This window comes from Actinoplanes sp. NPDC051513 (assembly GCF_044454685.1).
Taxonomy (GTDB): domain Bacteria; phylum Actinomycetota; class Actinomycetes; order Mycobacteriales; family Micromonosporaceae; genus Actinoplanes.
Genome location: NZ_JBITDW010000012.1, coordinates 75,966 through 93,756, shown reverse-complemented (window position 1 = coordinate 93,756; position 17,791 = coordinate 75,966). Strand labels below are relative to the sequence as shown.

General features: G+C 72.7%; 16 protein-coding genes. 7 read left to right on the top strand and 9 right to left on the bottom strand.

Going from position 1 to position 17,791, the window contains the following annotated elements:
• Window positions 1-10: 10 nt before the first annotated feature.
• Both ACIA5D_RS32050 and glpK read left to right on the top strand, forming a co-directional pair.
• Entirely contained in the window at window positions 11-772 is a 762-nt protein-coding gene (locus ACIA5D_RS32050) for an IclR family transcriptional regulator (protein WP_396034087.1), read from the top strand.
• Between the two features lie 16 nt (window positions 773-788).
• Window positions 789-2,282 (top strand): glycerol kinase GlpK, encoded by a 1,494-nt coding sequence (glpK, locus tag ACIA5D_RS32045; RefSeq protein ID WP_396034086.1) that lies wholly within the window; start codon window positions 789-791, stop codon window positions 2,280-2,282.
• Here glpK and ACIA5D_RS32040 read toward each other — a convergent pair.
• Window positions 2,277-2,777, bottom strand: coding sequence for a GNAT family N-acetyltransferase (locus ACIA5D_RS32040; RefSeq protein WP_396034085.1), 501 nt, complete (start codon window positions 2,775-2,777; stop codon window positions 2,277-2,279). The genes glpK and ACIA5D_RS32040 overlap by 6 nt on opposite strands.
• Before the next feature lie 42 nt (window positions 2,778-2,819).
• Window positions 2,820-3,728, bottom strand: coding sequence for a Kelch repeat-containing protein (locus ACIA5D_RS32035; protein WP_396034084.1), 909 nt, complete (start codon window positions 3,726-3,728; stop codon window positions 2,820-2,822).
• Window positions 3,729-3,808: 80 nt separating this feature from the next.
• On the opposite strand from ACIA5D_RS32035, the gene ACIA5D_RS32030 reads away from it, so the two are divergent.
• Window positions 3,809-4,525: a response regulator transcription factor gene (locus tag ACIA5D_RS32030; protein ID WP_396034083.1), complete on the top strand. Its 717-nt coding sequence runs from the start codon at window positions 3,809-3,811 to the stop codon at window positions 4,523-4,525.
• Window positions 4,526-4,565: 40 nt separating this feature from the next.
• Complete coding sequence (locus ACIA5D_RS32025; protein ID WP_396034082.1) at window positions 4,566-5,417, top strand: L,D-transpeptidase; 852 nt, start codon at window positions 4,566-4,568, stop codon at window positions 5,415-5,417.
• On the opposite strand, the gene ACIA5D_RS32020 is transcribed toward ACIA5D_RS32025, so the two are convergent.
• Window positions 5,401-6,486, bottom strand: coding sequence for an FxsB family cyclophane-forming radical SAM/SPASM peptide maturase (locus ACIA5D_RS32020; protein WP_396034081.1), 1,086 nt, complete (start codon window positions 6,484-6,486; stop codon window positions 5,401-5,403). The two genes, ACIA5D_RS32025 and ACIA5D_RS32020, sit on opposite strands and share 17 nt — an antisense overlap.
• The gene (locus ACIA5D_RS32015) at window positions 6,483-10,424 is read right to left on the bottom strand and encodes a trypsin-like peptidase domain-containing protein (protein ID WP_396034080.1); all 3,942 of its coding nucleotides are present in this window, start codon (window positions 10,422-10,424) and stop codon (window positions 6,483-6,485) included. The genes ACIA5D_RS32020 and ACIA5D_RS32015 overlap by 4 nt, the downstream gene beginning before the upstream one ends.
• A gap of 54 nt (window positions 10,425-10,478) precedes the next feature.
• Here ACIA5D_RS32015 and ACIA5D_RS32010 point away from each other — a divergent pair, with 54 nt between their 5' ends.
• Complete coding sequence (locus tag ACIA5D_RS32010) at window positions 10,479-10,880, top strand: NUDIX domain-containing protein (protein ID WP_396034079.1); 402 nt, start codon at window positions 10,479-10,481, stop codon at window positions 10,878-10,880.
• A 259-nt stretch (window positions 10,881-11,139) separates the two neighbouring features.
• Here the strand turns inward: ACIA5D_RS32010 and ACIA5D_RS32005 are convergent, their stop codons facing one another.
• Together ACIA5D_RS32005 and ACIA5D_RS32000 are read right to left on the bottom strand one after the other, a co-directional pair.
• Window positions 11,140-12,333 (bottom strand): MFS transporter, encoded by a 1,194-nt coding sequence (locus tag ACIA5D_RS32005; RefSeq protein WP_396034078.1) that lies wholly within the window; start codon window positions 12,331-12,333, stop codon window positions 11,140-11,142.
• Complete coding sequence (locus ACIA5D_RS32000; protein WP_396034077.1) at window positions 12,330-13,970, bottom strand: PQQ-dependent sugar dehydrogenase; 1,641 nt, start codon at window positions 13,968-13,970, stop codon at window positions 12,330-12,332. Before ACIA5D_RS32000 ends, ACIA5D_RS32005 begins: the two co-directional genes overlap by 4 nt.
• Window positions 13,971-14,042: 72 nt before the next feature.
• On the opposite strand from ACIA5D_RS32000, the gene ACIA5D_RS31995 reads away from it, so the two are divergent.
• Window positions 14,043-14,342, top strand: a complete 300-nt coding sequence (locus ACIA5D_RS31995; RefSeq protein WP_396034076.1) for a DUF1905 domain-containing protein — start codon at window positions 14,043-14,045, stop codon at window positions 14,340-14,342.
• On the opposite strand, the gene ACIA5D_RS31990 is transcribed toward ACIA5D_RS31995, so the two are convergent.
• Window positions 14,314-14,820, bottom strand: coding sequence for an NUDIX domain-containing protein (locus ACIA5D_RS31990; RefSeq protein ID WP_396034075.1), 507 nt, complete (start codon window positions 14,818-14,820; stop codon window positions 14,314-14,316). The two genes, ACIA5D_RS31995 and ACIA5D_RS31990, sit on opposite strands and share 29 nt — an antisense overlap.
• Complete coding sequence (locus ACIA5D_RS31985) at window positions 14,813-15,595, bottom strand: hypothetical protein (RefSeq protein WP_396034074.1); 783 nt, start codon at window positions 15,593-15,595, stop codon at window positions 14,813-14,815. Before ACIA5D_RS31985 ends, ACIA5D_RS31990 begins: the two co-directional genes overlap by 8 nt.
• Before the next feature lie 89 nt (window positions 15,596-15,684).
• Here ACIA5D_RS31985 and ACIA5D_RS31980 point away from each other — a divergent pair, with 89 nt between their 5' ends.
• Complete coding sequence (locus ACIA5D_RS31980) at window positions 15,685-16,482, top strand: DUF3097 domain-containing protein (protein ID WP_396034073.1); 798 nt, start codon at window positions 15,685-15,687, stop codon at window positions 16,480-16,482.
• Here the strand turns inward: ACIA5D_RS31980 and ACIA5D_RS31975 are convergent.
• On the bottom strand, window positions 16,469-17,788 hold the full coding sequence (locus ACIA5D_RS31975) for a PLP-dependent aminotransferase family protein (protein WP_396034195.1): 1,320 nt from the start codon (window positions 17,786-17,788) through the stop codon (window positions 16,469-16,471). The two genes, ACIA5D_RS31980 and ACIA5D_RS31975, sit on opposite strands and share 14 nt — an antisense overlap.
• Window positions 17,789-17,791: the final 3 nt, after the last annotated feature.

The following is a 17,791-nucleotide window of genomic DNA, read 5'->3' as shown; positions in this document are numbered from 1 at the left end:
AGTCGGAAACGTGCCCGGAACAGTGCAGTCCATCGAGCGGGCCGCCGCGGTCCTGCGCCTGCTCGCGGGCGGATCGGGGCGCCTGGCGCTGGGCGAGATCGCCCGCTCGCTGGATCTGGCCAAGGGCACCACTCACGGCATTCTCCGCACTCTGCAACATGTCGGATTCGTCGACCAGGACCGCGTCTCCGGCCGCTACGGGCTCGGCGCCGGCCTGCTGCGCCTCGCCACCAGCCACCTCGACGTCAACGAACTGCGCTCACACGCGATCAACTGGGCCGACCCGCTTGCGGCACGCAGCGGCGAGTCCGTCCGCATCGGCACCGTCCTGGACGGACAGGTGCAGATCATCCACCACGTGTTCCGCCCGGACGACACGTTCCAGACCCTCGACGTCGGCGACCTGCTGCCGATGCACGCCACCGCGCTGGGCAAGGTGCTCCTCGCGTACCGGGCGGCCGGCGCTGTGCCGGCGAAGGATCTCGTCCGATTCACCCGCCGCACCATTCGCACGGCGCCCACGCTCGCGGCCGAGCTCCAGCAGGTACGCGACAACGGCTGGAGCCGCGAGATCGAGGAGATGACACCCGGCACCGCGTCCGTGGCCGCGCCGATCCGCGGGTACGGCGGACTCGTCGTCGGCGCCATCGGCATCGCCGGCCTGGTCGAGCGGATCTGCGACAGCCATTACCACCCGCACCAGCACCTCGTGGTCTACGTCCGGGACGCGGCTCGCGCCATCTCCCGCGAACTCGGAGCCGCCCGGCGCTGAGCCTCAGGGAGGAACCATGACCGAGCGCTACGTCGTCGCCATCGACCAGGGCACGACGTCCACCCGATGCATCGTCTTCGACCGTCGCGGCCGGCTCGTCTCCCTGGCCCAGCAGGAACACAAGCAGTACTACCCCAAACCGGGCTGGGTCGAGCACGACGCCGCCGAGATCTGGCGCAACGTGGAACGCCTCGGGCCCGAGGCGCTGCGCCGGGCCGGCATCACCGAGGAGCAGGTCGCCGCCGTCGGCATCGCCAACCAGCGCGAGACCACCCTGCTCTGGGACCGCGACACCGGCACGCCGGTGGGCCACGCCATCGTCTGGCAGGACACCCGCACCGACGACCTCGTGCGTCTGTTGAAGGAAGACCCGGGCGCTTCCGGCGTCGAGCACGACTCCGGACTGCCCATCACGACCTACTTCTCGGGGCCTCGGGTGCGCTGGATGCTCGACCACCAGCCGGAGCTGCGGGAACGCGCCGAACGCGGCGAGATCCTCTTCGGCACGATGGAGACCTGGCTGATCTGGAAGCTCACCGGCGGCCTGCACGTCACCGACGTCACCAACGCGAGCCGGACCATGCTGCTCGACGTGCATACCCTCGACTGGTCGCCGGCGGCGCTCGCCTTCTTCGGCGTTCCGCGGGCCATGCTGCCCGAGGTGCGGCCCTCGATCGGTGTCTTCGGCACCGCGGTGGCGGCCTTTCCGGGCGTACGGATCGGGGCCGCGCTCGGCGACCAGCAGGCGGCGCTGTTCGGGCAGACGTGCTTCACACCGGGCGAGGCCAAATGCACGTACGGCACCGGGAGCTTCCTGCTGCTCAACACCGGCGACGAGCTGGTGCGGTCGACGCACGGGCTGCTCAGCACGGTCGCGTACCAGATCGCCGGCGGACCGGCCGCGTACGCCCTGGAAGGTTCGATCGCCATCACCGGCTCGCTCGTGCAGTGGTTCCGCGACCAGCTCGAGCTCATCGCCAGCGCGCCCGAGATCGAGACCCTGGCGCGCACGGTCGCCGACAACGGCGGCTGCTACATCGTCCCCGCTTTCTCGGGTCTGTACGCGCCGTACTGGCGCAGCGAGGCACGCGGGGTGATCGTGGGGCTCACGTCCTACATCACCAAGGGCCACCTGGCGCGCGCCGTGCTCGAGGCGACCGCCTGGCAGACCCGCGAGGTCGTCGACGCCATGAACGCCGACTCCGGCCTCGACCTCACGACGCTGCGGGTGGACGGCGGCATGACGGCCGACAACCTGCTCATGCAGTTCCTCGCCGACGTGCTCGACGTGCCGGTGGTGCGGCCGCTCGCGGCCGAGACGGTCTCGCTGGGCGCTGCGTACGCGGCCGGGCTCGCGGTCGACTACTGGCCCGACCTGGAGGGGCTGCGCCAGAACTGGCACCGGGCCGCCCAGTGGCTGCCCACCATGGATCCGGAGATCCGTACGTCCGAGTACCGCAACTGGCAGCGGGCGGTGAAGCGGACCTTCGATTGGACGCGCACGTCATAGCTCGTAGATGTACTCGAGCCCGTCCTCGTCGTCCCACTGCTCGCCGATCTTCTGGAAGCCGTACTGGGCGGCCAGGCCGTTCGAGGCGACGTTGCCGGGGCTGATGCTGACGCGTACGCGCCGAACGGACGGCTCCCGCTCGGCCCGGGCGAGCAGCGCCTCGAGCGCCGCGCGAGCGTATCCCCGCCGGCGGAACAACGGGTCGACGGCGTAGCCGATCTCGACCATGCCGTCCTCGTCGGGCGGCCCGTGATAGCCGGCCCGCCCGACGGCGCTTCCCAGGGAGTCGTCCCAGATGATGCCGGTGACCCAGCCGCCGGTGGCCGGGTCGTCCTGGAACTGGCCGAGCCGCCGCTGCCAGACGCCGCGGCACTCCGGCCCGGCGAGGTACTCCGACACCGGGACGGGACTGGCCGTGTTCGCCGCCGTCAGGTCGCCGGCGGCCAGGGCGGCGAAGGCGTCGCCGGTCAGGTGGACGATGCGTACGTTGGTCACCCGCCAAGCGTAGGAGGCCGCGTGCGGCCGCGGAGCCGGGACTCAGAGCGCTAGCGATTCCACGCGGGCGCTCGCCACCGGCGTCCCGCCGGCGATCTCGAAGCCGCCGAAAGCGATCAGCAGGTCCCTGCCACCGATGATGACGTGGTCGGCCGAGAGCGAGCTGCGGCCCACCGCCAGCAGCGGCGACAGCGTCTCCCAGCGGTCGGCCGCCGGGTCGTACCGCTCGGTGGTCCGCAGCGCGACGCCCGCGCCCTGCCCGCCGACCGCGTAGATCTTCCCGGCCGCCACGCCGATGCCCGGGTTGCCGCGGCCCGTGCCCATCGGCGCCGCGGCGTGCCAGGTGTCGGTCGCAGGGTCGTATCGCTCCACCACCCGCTGGGAGACCGCGTTGTCGTCCCGCCCGCCGATCGCGTAGATCTGGCCGCCCACCACCGCGAGCTTGAGCAGGCCGCGCCGGGTGGGCATCGGCCGGACGCCGCGCCACACGTCGGCCGCCGCGTCGTGGACCTCGGCCGCGCCGGTGGCGATGTCGTCCGCGTCGAAGCCGCCGACCAGGTAGATCCGCTCGGCGGCCGTGGCGGTCGGCGAGCCGGCCGTTGCCGCCGCCGCGCCGCCCCGCCCGCCGCCGGGCAGCGGGCGGCGAACCTGCCACCGGTTGTTCGCGGGGTCGAAGACCTCGACGACATCGACCGGCTTGTCGCCGATGAAGCCGCCGAACACGTAGATCCGCTCGCCGGCCGCCGCGGCCGCCGGGTTGCCCCGCGCGGTCGGCATCGGCGCCACCGGCATCCACCGTCCGCGGTCCCGGTCGAGCCGTTCCACCGCGTCCAACTCGGTGCCGAACCCGGTGGTGAAACCCCCGATCGCGTACGCCGTCTTGAATGTCGCATTGATCAGCCCGCCGCGCGCCACGTTCAGCGGCGGACCCGGTATCCACAATCCAGCCATGCAGGCAAGACTGCGGGCGGGACGGTCCGCCGGGCCATACGACGTTCGTCGTACGAGCGAGCCCCGTCTACCGTGAGTCCGTGGCACAGCGGATGACGCTCAGTGATCGCGACGTGCGCACCATGCTCCGCGTCGCCGACCCCGACGACCTTGCCCCGAGCCCCGGCGCGCTGCCGTGGTCGGTACTGCACGGCCTGATGGCCCTGATCCCCTGCGACGCGATCGCGTTCTTCCAGCTCGACAGCGACCGCCGCACGATGCCGTGGGGGCAGGACCTCCCGCGGGACGGCGAGTCGGACGAGGCCGCGTTCTGGCGGCACTACGCGGCCTGCCGCCCGTGCAGCTACCCCGACGACTCGGGCGACCAGAGCCGGGTGACCACGTTCTCCGACTTCTACACGCTGCGCGAGCTGAAGAACACCGGCATGTACGCCGATTACCTGCGCCCCAACGGCGTGGAGCGCGAGATCATGCTCTGCCTGCCCAGCCCGGCCCGGCGCACGGTGCGGCTGGTGCTGTTCCGGGGCCGCGGGGCCGACTTCGGCGAGCGCGACCGGGCGCTGCTCACCCTCCTGCGCCCGCACCTGCACCGGCTGCGCGACACGCCGGGCACGACGAACCTCACCGACCGGCAGCGGCAGTTGCTGGGCCTGGTCGCGGCCGGCTACACCAACGGACAGATCGCCCGCCGCCTGGGCCTTGCCGACTCCACCGTCCGCAAGCACCTCGAGAACGTCTTCGACCGCCTCCAGGTCCGCAGCCGGGCGGCGGCGGTGGCGCTGATGCGCGAGGGCTGAAACGCCACGAATTCGGCGCAACGGTGCCTAAGGTGTGCGGGTGAGTCTGGCCCGTACCCGACGGACGGCACCGGTGTGCGCGCTGGTGCTGTCGTTCTGCGTGATCGCGGGCCTGAGCAAGGCAACAGCCCCCGCCCCTGTCCCCGCCCCGGTGATAGCGCATCCCGCCGCTCCGATAGAACCCAAGAAGACCGCCAAACCGGTAAAAGTCGCTATCAAAGCTCCGAAAGATCTGCCGGTCATCACCTACCGCCACGTGCCGAGCGGCTTCCCGGCGGACCCGGCGCCAACGGCGACAACCCCGCTCACCGAGGGACTCCACGCTCCGAAGAAGCTACCCCTCTACGACGCGCCGGGCGGCAGGCCACGGGCGTTCCTGCCGCCGAGCATCCGCGGCGTCGAGGTCACCGTCCCGATCGTCGAGCGCCGGCCCGGCTGGGTGGCCGTGCTCCTGCCCTCCACCAACCGGCGCATCGGCTGGCTGCCGGCCGGCGGGTGGCATTCGCGGCCGCTGCGCGACCAACTCATCCTGCGGCGAGGCACGCACGACCTGACGTGGCTGCGTGACGGCGTACGCGCGGAGAGCTGGACCGTGGCGACCGGGAGCACCCGGACGCCCACCCCGCTGGGCCGCACCTTCGTGCTCGGCCGCACCGGAACCCACGGCGCCGTCTACGCCGGCAAGGACGCCCTGGTCCTCGGCGCGGTCCCCGACGACCGGGACGCCGTCGCGCCGGGTCTGCGCGACGCGCACACCGGCATCCACGCCTGGTACCGCAAGTCCGCCTTCGGCCGCAGCGTCTCCAACGGGTGCATCCGCCTGCCCGCCGCCGCTCAGCAGACCCTGCTCGACCACGTCGGCGCCGGCACCCCGGTCATCGTGATCGACTGAGCCGCGCCACGTCGGACCGCACCGCCGCCGCGATGTGCGTGACGAGTCTCAGCAGGTCCGCGCAGTAGACCGAGGGCGCCCGGAAGCCGCGCGCCGGGTGGTAGCGGTGCACGTAGTTGCCGCCGCCGCACACGTCGCGCACCGGGCAGCGCAGGCATTCCGGGGCCAGCGCGGCCGCTCCGATCTGCCGCGCCACGACCCCGGGCGCCGACATGGCCGCGTTCAGGTCGTCGGAGGGCAACGAGGCGGCGCCCGGATAGGCCGTCTTCAGCGCGTCCACCTGCTCGAGCGACCCGTCCGTCTCGAAGACCGCCACCCGCACCGGCGCCAGACCCACGGTTTCCGATGCCACGCTCCCGCCCAGCACCAGCGTCACGATGTCGTCGAAGAGCCGCACCCGCGTCTCCCGCACCGGCGCGCGGTACCAGCGCTCGAAGACCGCCACCAGCCAGTCACCGTAGGTTCCCGGTCTCGGCGGCGGCGCGGCCCAGTTCGCGTGCGGCAGGAGGAAGTCCACGCTCGGCGGCCGGTGTTCGACAAGCGCCGCATAGGTCGCCACCGGGTCGTTCGACGTGTCCACCACGCACAACAACCCCGCGAAGACGTCACGCTCCGCCTTCAGAAGGGCTATCCCCTCCCGTACGCGGGAAAAGCTCGACCCTCCGCCCACCCGTACCCGATGCTTGTCGTTCGCGGCGCGACCACCGTCGAGGCTGACGGCGACCCGGATGCCCTGCCGCGCACACGCCGCGGCGAAGCCCGCGGTGACCAGCGTCCCGTTCGTCTGCAGACGCAGCCGGACCGGCCCGATGATCTCCCGCGCAAGCGTGGCGAAGCGCTCGATCCGCGCGGCGCCCGCCAGCAGCGGCTCCCCGCCGTGGAAGACCAGGCTGACCGGACCGTCGCGATGCCGGGCTATCCGCCGGCACACGTCGGCAAACGTCTCGTCGGTCATCAGCCGCGGCTGCTCCCGCCACGACTGGCCGGGCGACTCGTAGACGTAGCAGTAGTCGCAGGCCAGGTTGCACCGGCTGTGCACCTTGACCACGAACTCGTTGAACGTCGTCACGCCGCGGCGATCTCCAGCACGAGTAGGCCGGCCATGACCCCGACGGCGAGGCCGCCGCCGACCGCCGCGCAGGAGCTGACCGGGAAGTGGATGGGGATGGTGGTGGCGCGGGCCGTGCGCGTGTCCCAGAGGCGGACCGTGCCGTCGCCGCCGGCCGAGGCGAGCATGCCGTCGACCGCGGCGAGGCTCGTCACCGGGCCGGTGTGCCCCTCGAGGACCGCCTCCAGCAGGCCGGACTCCGGGTTCCACAGCCGTACGGTCTCGTCGCCGGCCGTGGCGAGCAGGCCGTTGATGGCGCAGACCGCGGTGACCGGGCCGGCGTGGCCGGCGAGGATGCGCGGTCGGCGGCCGGGAGCGAGATCCCAGAGGCGTACGGTCCGGTCGTCGCCGCCCGAAGCGATCATCACCCGGCCGGCGACGTTGATCGCGCTCACCGCGTTGACCGTGCCGTTGTGGCCCTTGAGGACGCCCTGCTGGTGGCCGGTGGCGGGATCCCACAGCCGTACGGTGTGATCGTCGCCGCCGGTGGCGAGCAACACCCGCCCGTTGGTCACCACGGCCGCGACCGCGCGCACCCGGCCGGTGTGGCCGCGCAGCACGATCAGCGGGCGGCCGGCCGTCGCGTCCCACAGCCGGACCGTGCCGTCGTCGCCGGCCGAGGCGAGACGCGTCTGCCCGCGCACCGGGACGGTGGCGATCGCGTTGACCCCGCCGGTGTGGTGGCCGCGCAACTCGTGGCGCTGAGCGCCGTCGGCCAGCTCCCACAACCGCACGGCGCCGTCCTCCCCGGCCGACGCGAGCAGGCCGTCCCCGGCCGCGCACACCGCCCGGACCTGCTCGCCGTGCGCCTCGGCGTCCGCGTGGCGGTGGCCGGTCGCCGGGTCCCACAGCCGCACGGTGCGGTCGCCGCCGGCCGAGGCGAGCATGCCGTCGACGGCGCAGACGCTGCTCACCCAGTCGGCGTGGCCCTCGAGGATCGCTTCCTGCCGGCCGGTGTGCGGGTCCCAGAGCCGCACGGTGGTGTCGTTGGAGGCGGTCGCGATCTTCGCGCCGATGGTGCAGACCGCGTTGACCGGGCCGGTGTGACCGCGCAGCACCGCGAAGTCGTGCCCGCTCGCCGGATCCCACAGCCGCACGGTGCCGTCGATCGTGGACGCCGCCAGCAACGACCGGCCGTCGATGGTGACCGACCGCAGCGTGGTCATCCAGGCCGCGTCTTCCTCGAGGATCGTCTCCTGCGCGCCGGTCTCGGGGTCCCACAGCCGCACGGTCAGGTCTTTGCTGGCTGTCACCACCAGCTCGCGACCGCGGATCTTGACCGCGCAGACCGCCTTCACCCAGTCGGTGTGGCCGGTGAGCACGGCGATCTCGCGGCCCGTGCCCGGGTCCCAGATCCGCACCGTGTTGCCGCCGGCCGAGGCGAGCAGGCCCTTGACCGCGCAGACCGCGGTGACCGGGCCGGTGTGGGCGCGAAGCAGCTTCTGCTGACGGCCGGTGGCCGGGTTCCACAGGCGTACCGTGCCGTCGTTCCCGCCCGACGCGAGCATGCCCCGCACCGCGCAGACACTGTTCACCGGTCCGGCGTGGCCGGTCAGCACCGCCTGCTCGTGGCCGGTCGCCGGGTTCCACAGCCGGATGGTCGCGTCGTCGCCGGCCGAGGCCAGCAGTCCCTTCACCGCGCACACGCTGTTGACCCAGTCGGTGTGCCCCTCGAGCGCGGCGTGCTCGATGCGCGGCGCGGTGTGCGCCCAGCGCGCCCGGTACGGCATCGCCGGGTGGACGATGGTCGGCGGCAGCAGCTGGAGCGCCTGCACGACGTTGAGCAGCGCGGCCCGCTCTGGGGCCGGCGCGGTGACCGCCTGAGGGGTGAGCCGCAGCAGGTGCGCGCGTTCCCTCTCCCGTGTCGCGTCGGCCGCGGCCGGGATCAGCCGCAGCAGATCGGCGTGCAACAGGAAGTCGTCGTCGGCGAGCAGGTCGTCGATCAGCCCGGCGCGTCCCGCGTGCCCCGCCAGCGAGCGCAGCAGGTAGGACGGGGCCGCGGACCAGCCGTGCTCGCGGCCCAGCGCCTGGAACGCTCCCACGAGGGCTCGCTCGTCGGCGCGGGCGCCGCCCCGGCCGCGGGGGCGCAGCAGGGCGTCGTTGAGCGCCTGATGGAACAGGCGGAACACCGACTCGTGCCCCTCCTGCGACGTCTCCACCAGGAAGTTCGCGGCGGCCGAGCGGGCGAACCGGTCGAGCGCCGGCTCGGCGACGCGGCCGCCGAGCGCCTCGGCGGCGGCCTTCCACAGCGCGGTGGTCCAGCCCGGCGCCTCGGCGTAGGCGAGCGAGGTCAGCACCTCGCGGGCCGGCATGCCGCCGACCGGGGAGAGCCGGGCGAGGAACGCGTCGAGCGCGGCGTCGACCGAGGGCGTCAGGGTCACGCTGCCCGGGCCGGTCGCGGTCGTGTCGTACATCCCGCGCCGGCGCGCCTCCAGACCGGCGACCAGGAAATTCCCTTCGGCGAGCTCGGCGATGCGGCGCGCCACCGGGTTGGCTATCGCCTCGTTCTCGTACGGGTTCCCCGGCCGCTCGTCGCCGATCAGGCGCAGTGTCGCCGACGCGTACGCCTGCAGGTCGTCCAGCTCCGAGTAGCGCCCCTCGTCGAGGTCGATGGTGTAGGTCTCGCCGGCCAGCCCGGCCAGCAGACTGCCCCGCGAGTCGTTGCGCCGCGTGCCCAGCACCACCTGCGCGCCCTTGTCCGCACACGTCTGCACCAGGGGCAGCACGACCTTGCTGAGGATCAGGCGGGCCTCGTCGGCCGTGTCGGCCTCGTCGAGCGCATCGATCACCACGTTGAACCTGTTGGTGTTCTGCGCCAGTTTCTCCCTGATCGCGACGGCCAGCTCCTCGGGCTCCCGCGGCAACGGGACGGAGGCGGCGGTGGCGATCTCCTTCGCCACCTCCAACGCGGTCTTGCCCTTCGCGTGCACCGCGCACGCCACCGACCCGAGCGAGGCCCGCACCGCGACATCCTCCGCCGGCAGCCGTGCCCTCAGCTTCGCGTCGGCCGTCGTCACGATCCGCCCGAGCACCGCCGATTTGCCCACCCCCGGCGACCCGGTGACCACCAGAACCCGCCGATCGGGCGTCGTCCTTTCGAGCCAGGCCACGATCTCGCGCAGCGCGGTCGTCCGCCCCCGGAACCGGAACCCGCGCTCGGCCTCGGTCGTCACCCCGCGCCCGCGCGGCACCCAGTGCCGTCCCGCTTCCCGGTCCGTCGCCAGTTCCCAGCCCCACGACGACATCGCCACCGGCCCCGCGTCCACCGCGGTCCAGTCGACCAGCACCCGCAGCTTCTCGCCCGGCAGGAACACGTCGGCCTGCGCGATCGTCAGCGCCTGCGCGTCCCCGCGCCGCTCGCCGGTGATCCGCGCCCGCCCCACGATCCCCACCACGCCGTAGTCCGGCACCCAGAGCCCGCCCCCGCTGAACCCCTGCTCCACCGGGTACGGCGAGTCGGTGTCGAGCCGCACCCAGCCGTGCGCGAGCCGGGCGCCGACCACGCCCTGAGCCTCGTTGCCGTGCGGCAGGCTGCTGGCCGGGAACCCGAACGCCCACCACCGCAGCCCCAGCAGCGCTTCCGGTTCCGGCGCCCGCAGCCGCGCCGGCTCCACCGCCGCAGGCAGGTCTTCGGCAAAATGCAGCACCGCCACGTCCGCGATGGCCGGCTCGTCCGGGTCGTACTCCACGCGCTCGACCCGCTGCCGCACCTTCCACAGCGTGGTGACCCGGGGGAACGACACCCAGACCTCTTGCCGGCCGGCCACCACGTGCGCGCAGGTGAGGGCCCGCCGCGGCGAGATCGCCACGGCCGTCCCGAACGGCTCGAACCCCCGTTCCCCGTCCCGCTCCCGGCCGTGCACGGCCAGCGTCCACGGATCCGACACCGGTCCCGTCACTGGCCTCCCTCCCCCGAAAGTCCACATGCTAGCCGCGCGACTTAGGCTCGCCCGGTGACGAGCACGATCATCGCGACGGCGTGGGTCTGCGTCCGGGACCGGCGGGTCCTGGTCGTGCGCCCCCACTACACCGACGCCTTCTACCTGCCCGGCGGCAAGCCCGAGCCCGGCGAGACGTACGCCGAGGCAGCCGCGCGCGAGGTGCGCGAGGAGGTCGGGCTCGTCCTGAACCCTGCCGATCTCACCCTCTACACGGAGATTGTGGCCCCTGCCCACAACCGTCCACCCGGCACGTCGGTCCGCCTGGTCTGCTTCACGGGCGGCGCTTACGCCGGTTCGCCGGTCGCGGCCGCCGAGATCGGCGAGATCGCCTGGTTCACGCCGGCCGACACCGAGCGTTGCGCGCCGGCGATCCAGCTGCTCATCGCCGAGCTGGCCACGGCGGGCCAGATCTGAGCCGGCGACATCGCCGGGTTGTCGGGCTGTGCTGCTCATGGGCCAGGGTCGTGCGTGGTCGCGGCGGGTGCGGCCGGTGGCGCTGATGCGCTGGAAGGCGGGGAGTTGCCGTTCGAAACGAACGGCAACTGACGGCCCGGGACGGGCGGCACCAAGGGTGGCCACGCACGGCCCCCGGCCATGGGCAGCGCAGCGCAACCACCGACAACCGCGACAGGCGGCACCATGAGCGGTCACCGGCAACCGGGACCGGCGGCACTCACCCTGGCCGAGACGGCGCCGCGCGCCTCCGGGCGAAGAGGGCGACGGCGACCGCCACCCCCAGCGCGATCGTCAGCAGCGCCGAAGCCAGCAACGTAGGCCGGGCGCCGATGGCGGTCACCAACGGCCCGCCCAGCAGCGTGCCCAGCGACGTGGCCGGGATCGTCAGCGCGGCCCGGGTGGCCAGCACACGGCTCAGCACCTCGGGTGGAGACGCCCGCTGGAACAAGGCCGTGGCGATGGCGTTGAACGGCCCGTAGATCAGGCCGCCCACCGCGAGCCCGAGCAGTCCCGGCAGGATGGCTTCGGTCAGGCCGAGCGGGAGCAGCGCCGCGCCCCAGCCGATGATGATGGCGACCACGACGAGCCACGGCGGGCGGTTCTTCAGCGCGGCGGCCGAGATGGCGCCCACCGTGGCGCCTACGCCGAAGACCGTCCAATACAGGCCCAGCAAGCGCGCCGACCCCGAAAGATCCTCGGCGATGTGGACCGGCAGGGCCACCTCGACCGGACCGTAGAGGAAGAAGAAGACGCCGGTCACGACGATCAGGCCCAGGAGCTGGGGCCGGTCCAGGATGGTGCGCCAGCCGCCGGTCTCGGGTGCGGGCGGGGGTGGTCCGGTGGGCACCCACCGGGACGAGATGGCCAGGAACGCGAAGCTCAGGGCGTCGATTCCGATCACCCAGCCGGGACCGAGCAGGGCGGCCAGTACGCCGGCCAGGGCGGGGCCGACGACGATCGCGGCCTGGGTGAAGGTGGACAGCAGGGCGTTGCCGGCCAGGCGCTGGTCCGGCGGGAGCAGTTCGGCGATCAGCGTGTACGCCCCGGCGTTGCCCCATGCGTGCAACAGCGAGGAAAGGGCGAGCAATACGACGTACGCGACCGGGGAAAGAGCACCGGTCACCGCGAGAAACGCCACCGTGCCCAGCGTGATCGCGCGCAACCATGCGTCGGCCTCCACCAACCTCGCGGCGCGCAGAGCGCGCATCCGGCGTGCCAGCAGGGCGGCGCCGAGCGTCGCGGGGAGGGCGTAGGCCGCCACCGACAGGCCGACCCAGACGCCGGCTCCGGACGGCGGGGCGATCGAGACGGCGAGCCAGGCCACCGCGACCAGGCTCATGCCGTCGCCCAGGGCGGAGACCAGCAGGCCGGGCAGGATCCGGCGCAGGGCCGGATGCCGGAGGAGGCTCACCCGCCCAGTGCCACGTGGAGGATCTTCTCGTTGCTGTTGTCGGGGACGCTGTCCTTGTCGCCGGCGTTGGTGGTGGTCAGCCACAGGCCGCCGTCGGGGGCGGGCTCGATGGTGCGCAGGCGGCCGTAGGTGCCATTGAAGTACTGCTGGGTGCCGGTGAGGGCGTCGCCGGCGATCTGCGAGCGGTACACCCGGGCGCCGCGCTGGCAGGCCAGGTAGAGCGCGTCGCGGACGATCGCCACGCCGGAGCAGGAGCCGGCAGCGGTGGTGTAGGTGGCCTTGGGGGCGATGAAGCCGCCGCAGTCGCCGCTGGTGCCCTCGCACTTGGGCCAGCCGTAGTTGCCGCCCTTGGTGATGAGATTGGTCTCGTCCATGATGGCGTTGCCGAACTCCTGCTCCCACAGCCGGCCCTGCGAGTCGAAAGCGAGGCCCTGCGGGTTGCGGTGGCCGTAGCTCCACACGTAGTTGCCGAACGGGTTGTCGGCGGGGACGCTGCCGTCGGGGTCGAGCCGCAGCACCTTGCCGTTGAGGCCCTTCTTGTTCTGGGCGTTGTCGCCGTTCTGGGCGTCGCCGGTGGCGGCGTACAGCTTGCCGTCGGGGCCGAAGCGCAGGCGGCCGCCGTCGTGGAACTTGTTGCGCAGGATGCCGGTGAGCAGGACCTGTTCGGTGCTCGGCCGGAGCTTGTCGCCGACCAGCTGGATCCGGACGATCCGGTTGTCGGTGGGCGAGGTGTGCATCAGGTAGAGCCAGTGGTCGGCGGCGAAGGTGGGCGCGATGGCCAAACCGGTGAGGCCGCCCTCGCCGTCGGTGCTCTGCACGTTCGGCACCGTGCCGACGTTCTTCTTGGCCCCGGTGGCGGGGTCGAGCTTGATGAGGTCGTGGGCGTCGCGGCGGGCGTACAGGATGCTGCCGTCGGGGAGGGTGGTCAGGCCCCACGGGATGTCGGTCTCGGTGGCGACCGGTGTGACCTCGCAGACCGGGTTGGTGCAGGCGGCGCCGGTGGTGAACTTCTTGGGCCGGCTGCGCGGCGAGGCGTTGCCCTGGGCGTCGACGGCGACCACCGAGTACGAGAACGCGGTCTTCGGTTTCAGGCCGCTGTCGGTGAACGTGGTGCCGACCACCGAGCCGGCCTTCTCGGCGCCGCGGTAGATGTCGTACGACTTCACTGCGACGTTGTCCTTGGCCGCCTTCCACCGCAGCGTGACCGAGGTGCCCGAGGCGCTGCCGGTGAGCCCGGTCGGCGCGGTCGGCGCCTTCTTGTCGGAGGTGCACTGCGGCACCGTGATGGGCACGGTGGTGCTGGCCTGCGACACGTTGCCGTCCGCGTCGCGGGCGTTGACGTAGAGGCCCCAGTTCGCCCCCGGCGCGACGGTCAGCCCGGTGGACAGGGTTGTCACCGACTTCATCAGCTGCCCGTCGTGGTAGACGTCGTAGAACGCCACCTCCTTGTCGTCGGTGGCGGCGTCCCAGGCGAAGGTGACGGCCTTGCAGCTGAGACCGCTGACCCGCGGGTTGCCGGGCACGCTGGGCGTCGCGGCGGCGCTGCCCGACGTACGGCCGGCCACCAGCGCGACGGTCGCACCGACGGCCACGACGACCATCGCCGTTGCCGCGATCAGCAGCGTGCGTCGGGCCATGGGGGTCCTCCTCCGGGTCGCCTGACAGCAGGACTCTAGTAACTGCGATCACCAGGTGCGATCCTGGACCGCGTGCTGGTGGAATTCGAGGCCGAGCTGTGGGTCTGGCAGGCGCGCCGCGACGACAGCTGGACGTTCGTGAGCTTGCCGGTCGAGGCGTCGGACGAGATCCGGGAGCTGACCGGCGGGCAGCGGCGGGGCTTCGGCTCGGTGAAGGTCAAGGCGACCGTGGGGCTCACCACGTGGCGTACGTCGATCTTCCCGGACAGCAAGATGGGCGTGTACGTCCTGCCGGTCAAGAAGGCCGTCCGTAAGGCGCAGTCGGTCGAGCCGGGCGACCTCGTCAGAGTGACCGTCGAGCTGGCGGAGTGAAGAACCGGTTCGCGACCGCGGTGTGGATGCTGAAGCCGAGCTCGGTCGGGCCGTAGAGGATCTCCCAGCCGAGGGACTCGTCGTTCGGCCGGGAGGCCGGGATCGACGACGCGTCGGCCAGCGGCGGGAAGAGCCCGAAGACGAGCAGGGTGCCGTCGGGGGCGCTGACCGTGTCGAACAGGGTCACGCCGCCGGCCTCCAGCTTCAGGCCGACTTCCTCGAACAGCTCGCGGGCCGCCGCGGACTGCCACGACTCGCCGACGTCGACGTAGCCGCCGGGCAGTGCCAGCCGGTCGCGCGCGGGCGGGATGCCCCGGCGTACCACCAGCAGGCCCGTACCCACCGGCAGCACCGCCACCGCGACCGGCTTGGGGTTCTGATAGCTGGTCTCGCCGCAGGCCGCGCAGCGGCGCGGCCAGCGCTGGCGGGGCGTGAACCGCGCCCCGCAGAACGTGCAGTGGGCGAACTTGTCAGGCATGCAGTGGCGAATTGCAGGCCGCCACGAGCGCCTGGCGGCAGGCCGACATGAGTGGTCGCAGCGCCGCGTCGCGCTGCTGCGCTTCGTACCCGTTGATGGCGCCGCCGGGGGCGTTGGTCTCGGCCAGCGCGAGCACCTGGTCGAGCACGCTCGCGCGGGCGAACAGCCGCCGGGCGCGGGGGTCGAAGCCGGGTGGCAGCGTGGCCGTGCTCTCGGGCCGGCGCAGCGCCTGCAGGGCGCCGGCCAGTTCGGGTTTCCACTGGGCCACGTCGAGCTTGGTGAGCTGGGCGGTGGCCTCGCCGAGCGCGGCGGTCAGCTCGGCCTCGGCCTCGGCCGCGCCCATCTGGAACACCGGCTTGTATTCGGCGACCGGGTGGACCCGCCACAGCACGGTCTCGAACTCAACCCCGGAGCCGGAGGTGTGCCGTCTGACCTCGGGCACCACCCCGAACGAGGGGGTCATCACCGCCTCGCCGGCCAGCATGGCCGCGCCGGTCAGCTCGCCGGGGCCGGGCAGGCCGCGGGGGTCGCCGGGCGCGGGCAGCACCAGGCGGATGTCGTCGGGGTGAACCTTGGCGAAGACGGGCAGGCCGTGGGGGAGAGGCACGTCGGTCCACGTGCCGGGCGCGTCGGCGACGAGGTGTTCCTCGTCGGCGGCGATCTCACCGGCCAGCTCGTCGAACGGCACCAAGCCCGCGCGCCAGGCGCGTACCCAGGCCGCGAACCGGGTCGAGCGCCGCGCGGTGCGAGTGGCCGCATCTGCAGCGGGGGACATGCGAGCAAGGGTACGTGCCCACCGGGAAGGTTGTCTCGGCCGGAGCGTCAGAAAGGGCGTGTCCCAACGCACGGGTTACGGTGCCTTGCATGTATGGGGAGGACGTGCTCAAGAGTCAGTGGCGCCGCAAGAGGGTGGTCCCCGAGGTGGCGGCCGAACCCGATCTGGTGGTCGAGGACGCCGACTCCGGGTTCTGCGGCGCGATCGTGGGTTTCGAGCTGGGCGCGGTGGTGCTGGAGGACCGGTTCGGCAAGCGCCGCAACTTCCCGCTGGCGCCGGCGGCGTTCCTGCTGGACGGCAGGGCGGTCACGCTGCGAAAGCCGTCGGCCGAGGTGGAGAAGCAGCGCCGGATCACCGCTTCCGGCTCGATCGCCGTCGATGGGGTCAAGGCCCAGGTCGCCAAGGCCAGCCGCATCTGGGTCGAAGGCATCCACGACGCAGCGCTGGTCGAGCGCATCTGGGGCGACGACCTGCGGATCGAGGGAGTGGTCGTGGAGCCGCTCGATGGCATCGACGATCTTGCTCTCGCCGTCGAGGAATTCCAGCCCTCGAAAACGCGCCGGCTCGGGGTGCTCGTCGACCATCTCGTCCCGGGCTCCAAGGAGAGCCGCATCGTCGCCGCCGTCACCGACCCGAACGTGCTCATCACCGGTCACCCGTACGTCGACATCTGGCAGGCGGTGCGGCCCGAGCGGATCGGCATCAAGAAGTGGCCGGTCATCCCGCCCGGCCGCAATTGGAAGGAGGGTGTCTGCGAGGCGTTCGGCGTGCGCGAGCCCGCCGACATGTGGCGGCGCATCCTGCGCGAGGTGAGCAGCTACAAGGACGTCGAGACACCGTTGATCAACTCGATGGAACGGCTGATCGACCACGTCACCGTGGGGTGACGATCTCGCCCAGCCGCTGCGCGGCCTCGGCCAGCCGATCCGGCGGATTCGCCGCATAGCCGAGCACCAGGCCAGGTGGTCCGGGTTCCAAGCGGTGCCACGAGAGCGGTTGCACACGTACGCCGTTCGCGGCCGCCCTCTCGGCCAGGGCAACGTCGGAGGTCCCCGCGGGCAGCATGATCAGCAGGTGGAGGCCCGCCGCGACGCCGGTGACCCGGGCGTGCGGGAGGTGCCGGCGTAACCCCGCGAGCAGGGCGTCCCGGCGGCGGCGCTGACGGGAGCGGACCATCCGCAGGTGCCGTTCGTAGTCGCCGGACGCGATCAGGCGGGCCAGCACGAGCTGGGGGAGGGCGGGGTTGCCGAGGTCGGTGTCGTGCTTGGCCTGGAGCAGGGCCGGCTGCAGCCGGCGGGGGGCGATCATCCAGCCGAGTCGCATGCCCGGCGCCAGGGATTTGGAGACGCTTCCGGCGTACGCGACCCGCTCGGGCGCCGATCCCTGGAGGGCGGCGACCGGCGCCCGGTCGTAGCGGTGCTCGGCGTCGTAGTCGTCCTCGACGATCAGGCCGCCCCACTCCAGCAGGGCGCGGCGGCGGGCGGGGCTCAGGACGACCCCGGTCGGGAACTGGTGCGCCGGGGTCAGGACGGCCACCTCCTGGGTGATCCGGTCGACCTGGATGCCCTCGTCGTCGACGGGGACGGGCTCGGGCCGTACGCCCCAATGGGTCATCTGATCCCGCGCCCCGAGCGAACCGGGATCCTCGACGGCGGCGGCGGTCACGCCGCTCGCCCGGAGCGTCTGCGCCAGCAGCGCGAGGGCCTGTGCCACGCCGCTCACCACGATGATGTCGTCGGCGTCGGCCCGCACCCCGCGCGTGCGCCGCAGCCAGCCGATCAGCTCGTCCCGCAGCTTGGGGGTGCCGCCCGGGTCGCCGTAGCCCAGGTCGGCGGCGGTGATCCCGTCGAGGACCGCCTTTTCCGCCCGCAGCCATTGCGCCCTCGGGAAGGCCGACAAATCGGGTACGCCGGGAGAGAGGTCGATGCCCTCGCTCGGCGGGAGGGGAAGCTGGAGCTTGCTGAGAGTGGTCCGCCTGTCCGACGAGATCGCCGATTCGTCGGCCAGGTGGAGGACGGTCGTGCCGGCGCCGGTGCGGGCCGTCGCGAGACCCTCGTCGATCAGCCGCTGGTAAGCCTCGACCACCACCCCTCGGGAGATCTTGAGATCGGCCGCGAGCACCCGGGTGGCGGGCAGGCGGGTGCCCGAGGCGAGCCGGCGCGCGGCTACGGCGTCGCGAAGGCCCGCCGTCAGCCA

Coding starts and splice junctions, on each gene's coding strand:
- ACIA5D_RS31985 (WP_396034074.1), bottom strand. CDS start 15,595: ATGTCCCCCGCTGCAGATGCGGCCACTCGCACCGCGCGGCGCTCGACC.
- ACIA5D_RS32000 (WP_396034077.1), bottom strand. CDS start 13,970: ATGGCCCGACGCACGCTGCTGATCGCGGCAACGGCGATGGTCGTCGTG.
- ACIA5D_RS31980 (WP_396034073.1), top strand. CDS start 15,685: ATGTATGGGGAGGACGTGCTCAAGAGTCAGTGGCGCCGCAAGAGGGTG.
- ACIA5D_RS31990 (WP_396034075.1), bottom strand. CDS start 14,820: ATGCCTGACAAGTTCGCCCACTGCACGTTCTGCGGGGCGCGGTTCACG.
- ACIA5D_RS32035 (WP_396034084.1), bottom strand. CDS start 3,728: ATGGCTGGATTGTGGATACCGGGTCCGCCGCTGAACGTGGCGCGCGGC.
- glpK (WP_396034086.1), top strand. CDS start 789: ATGACCGAGCGCTACGTCGTCGCCATCGACCAGGGCACGACGTCCACC.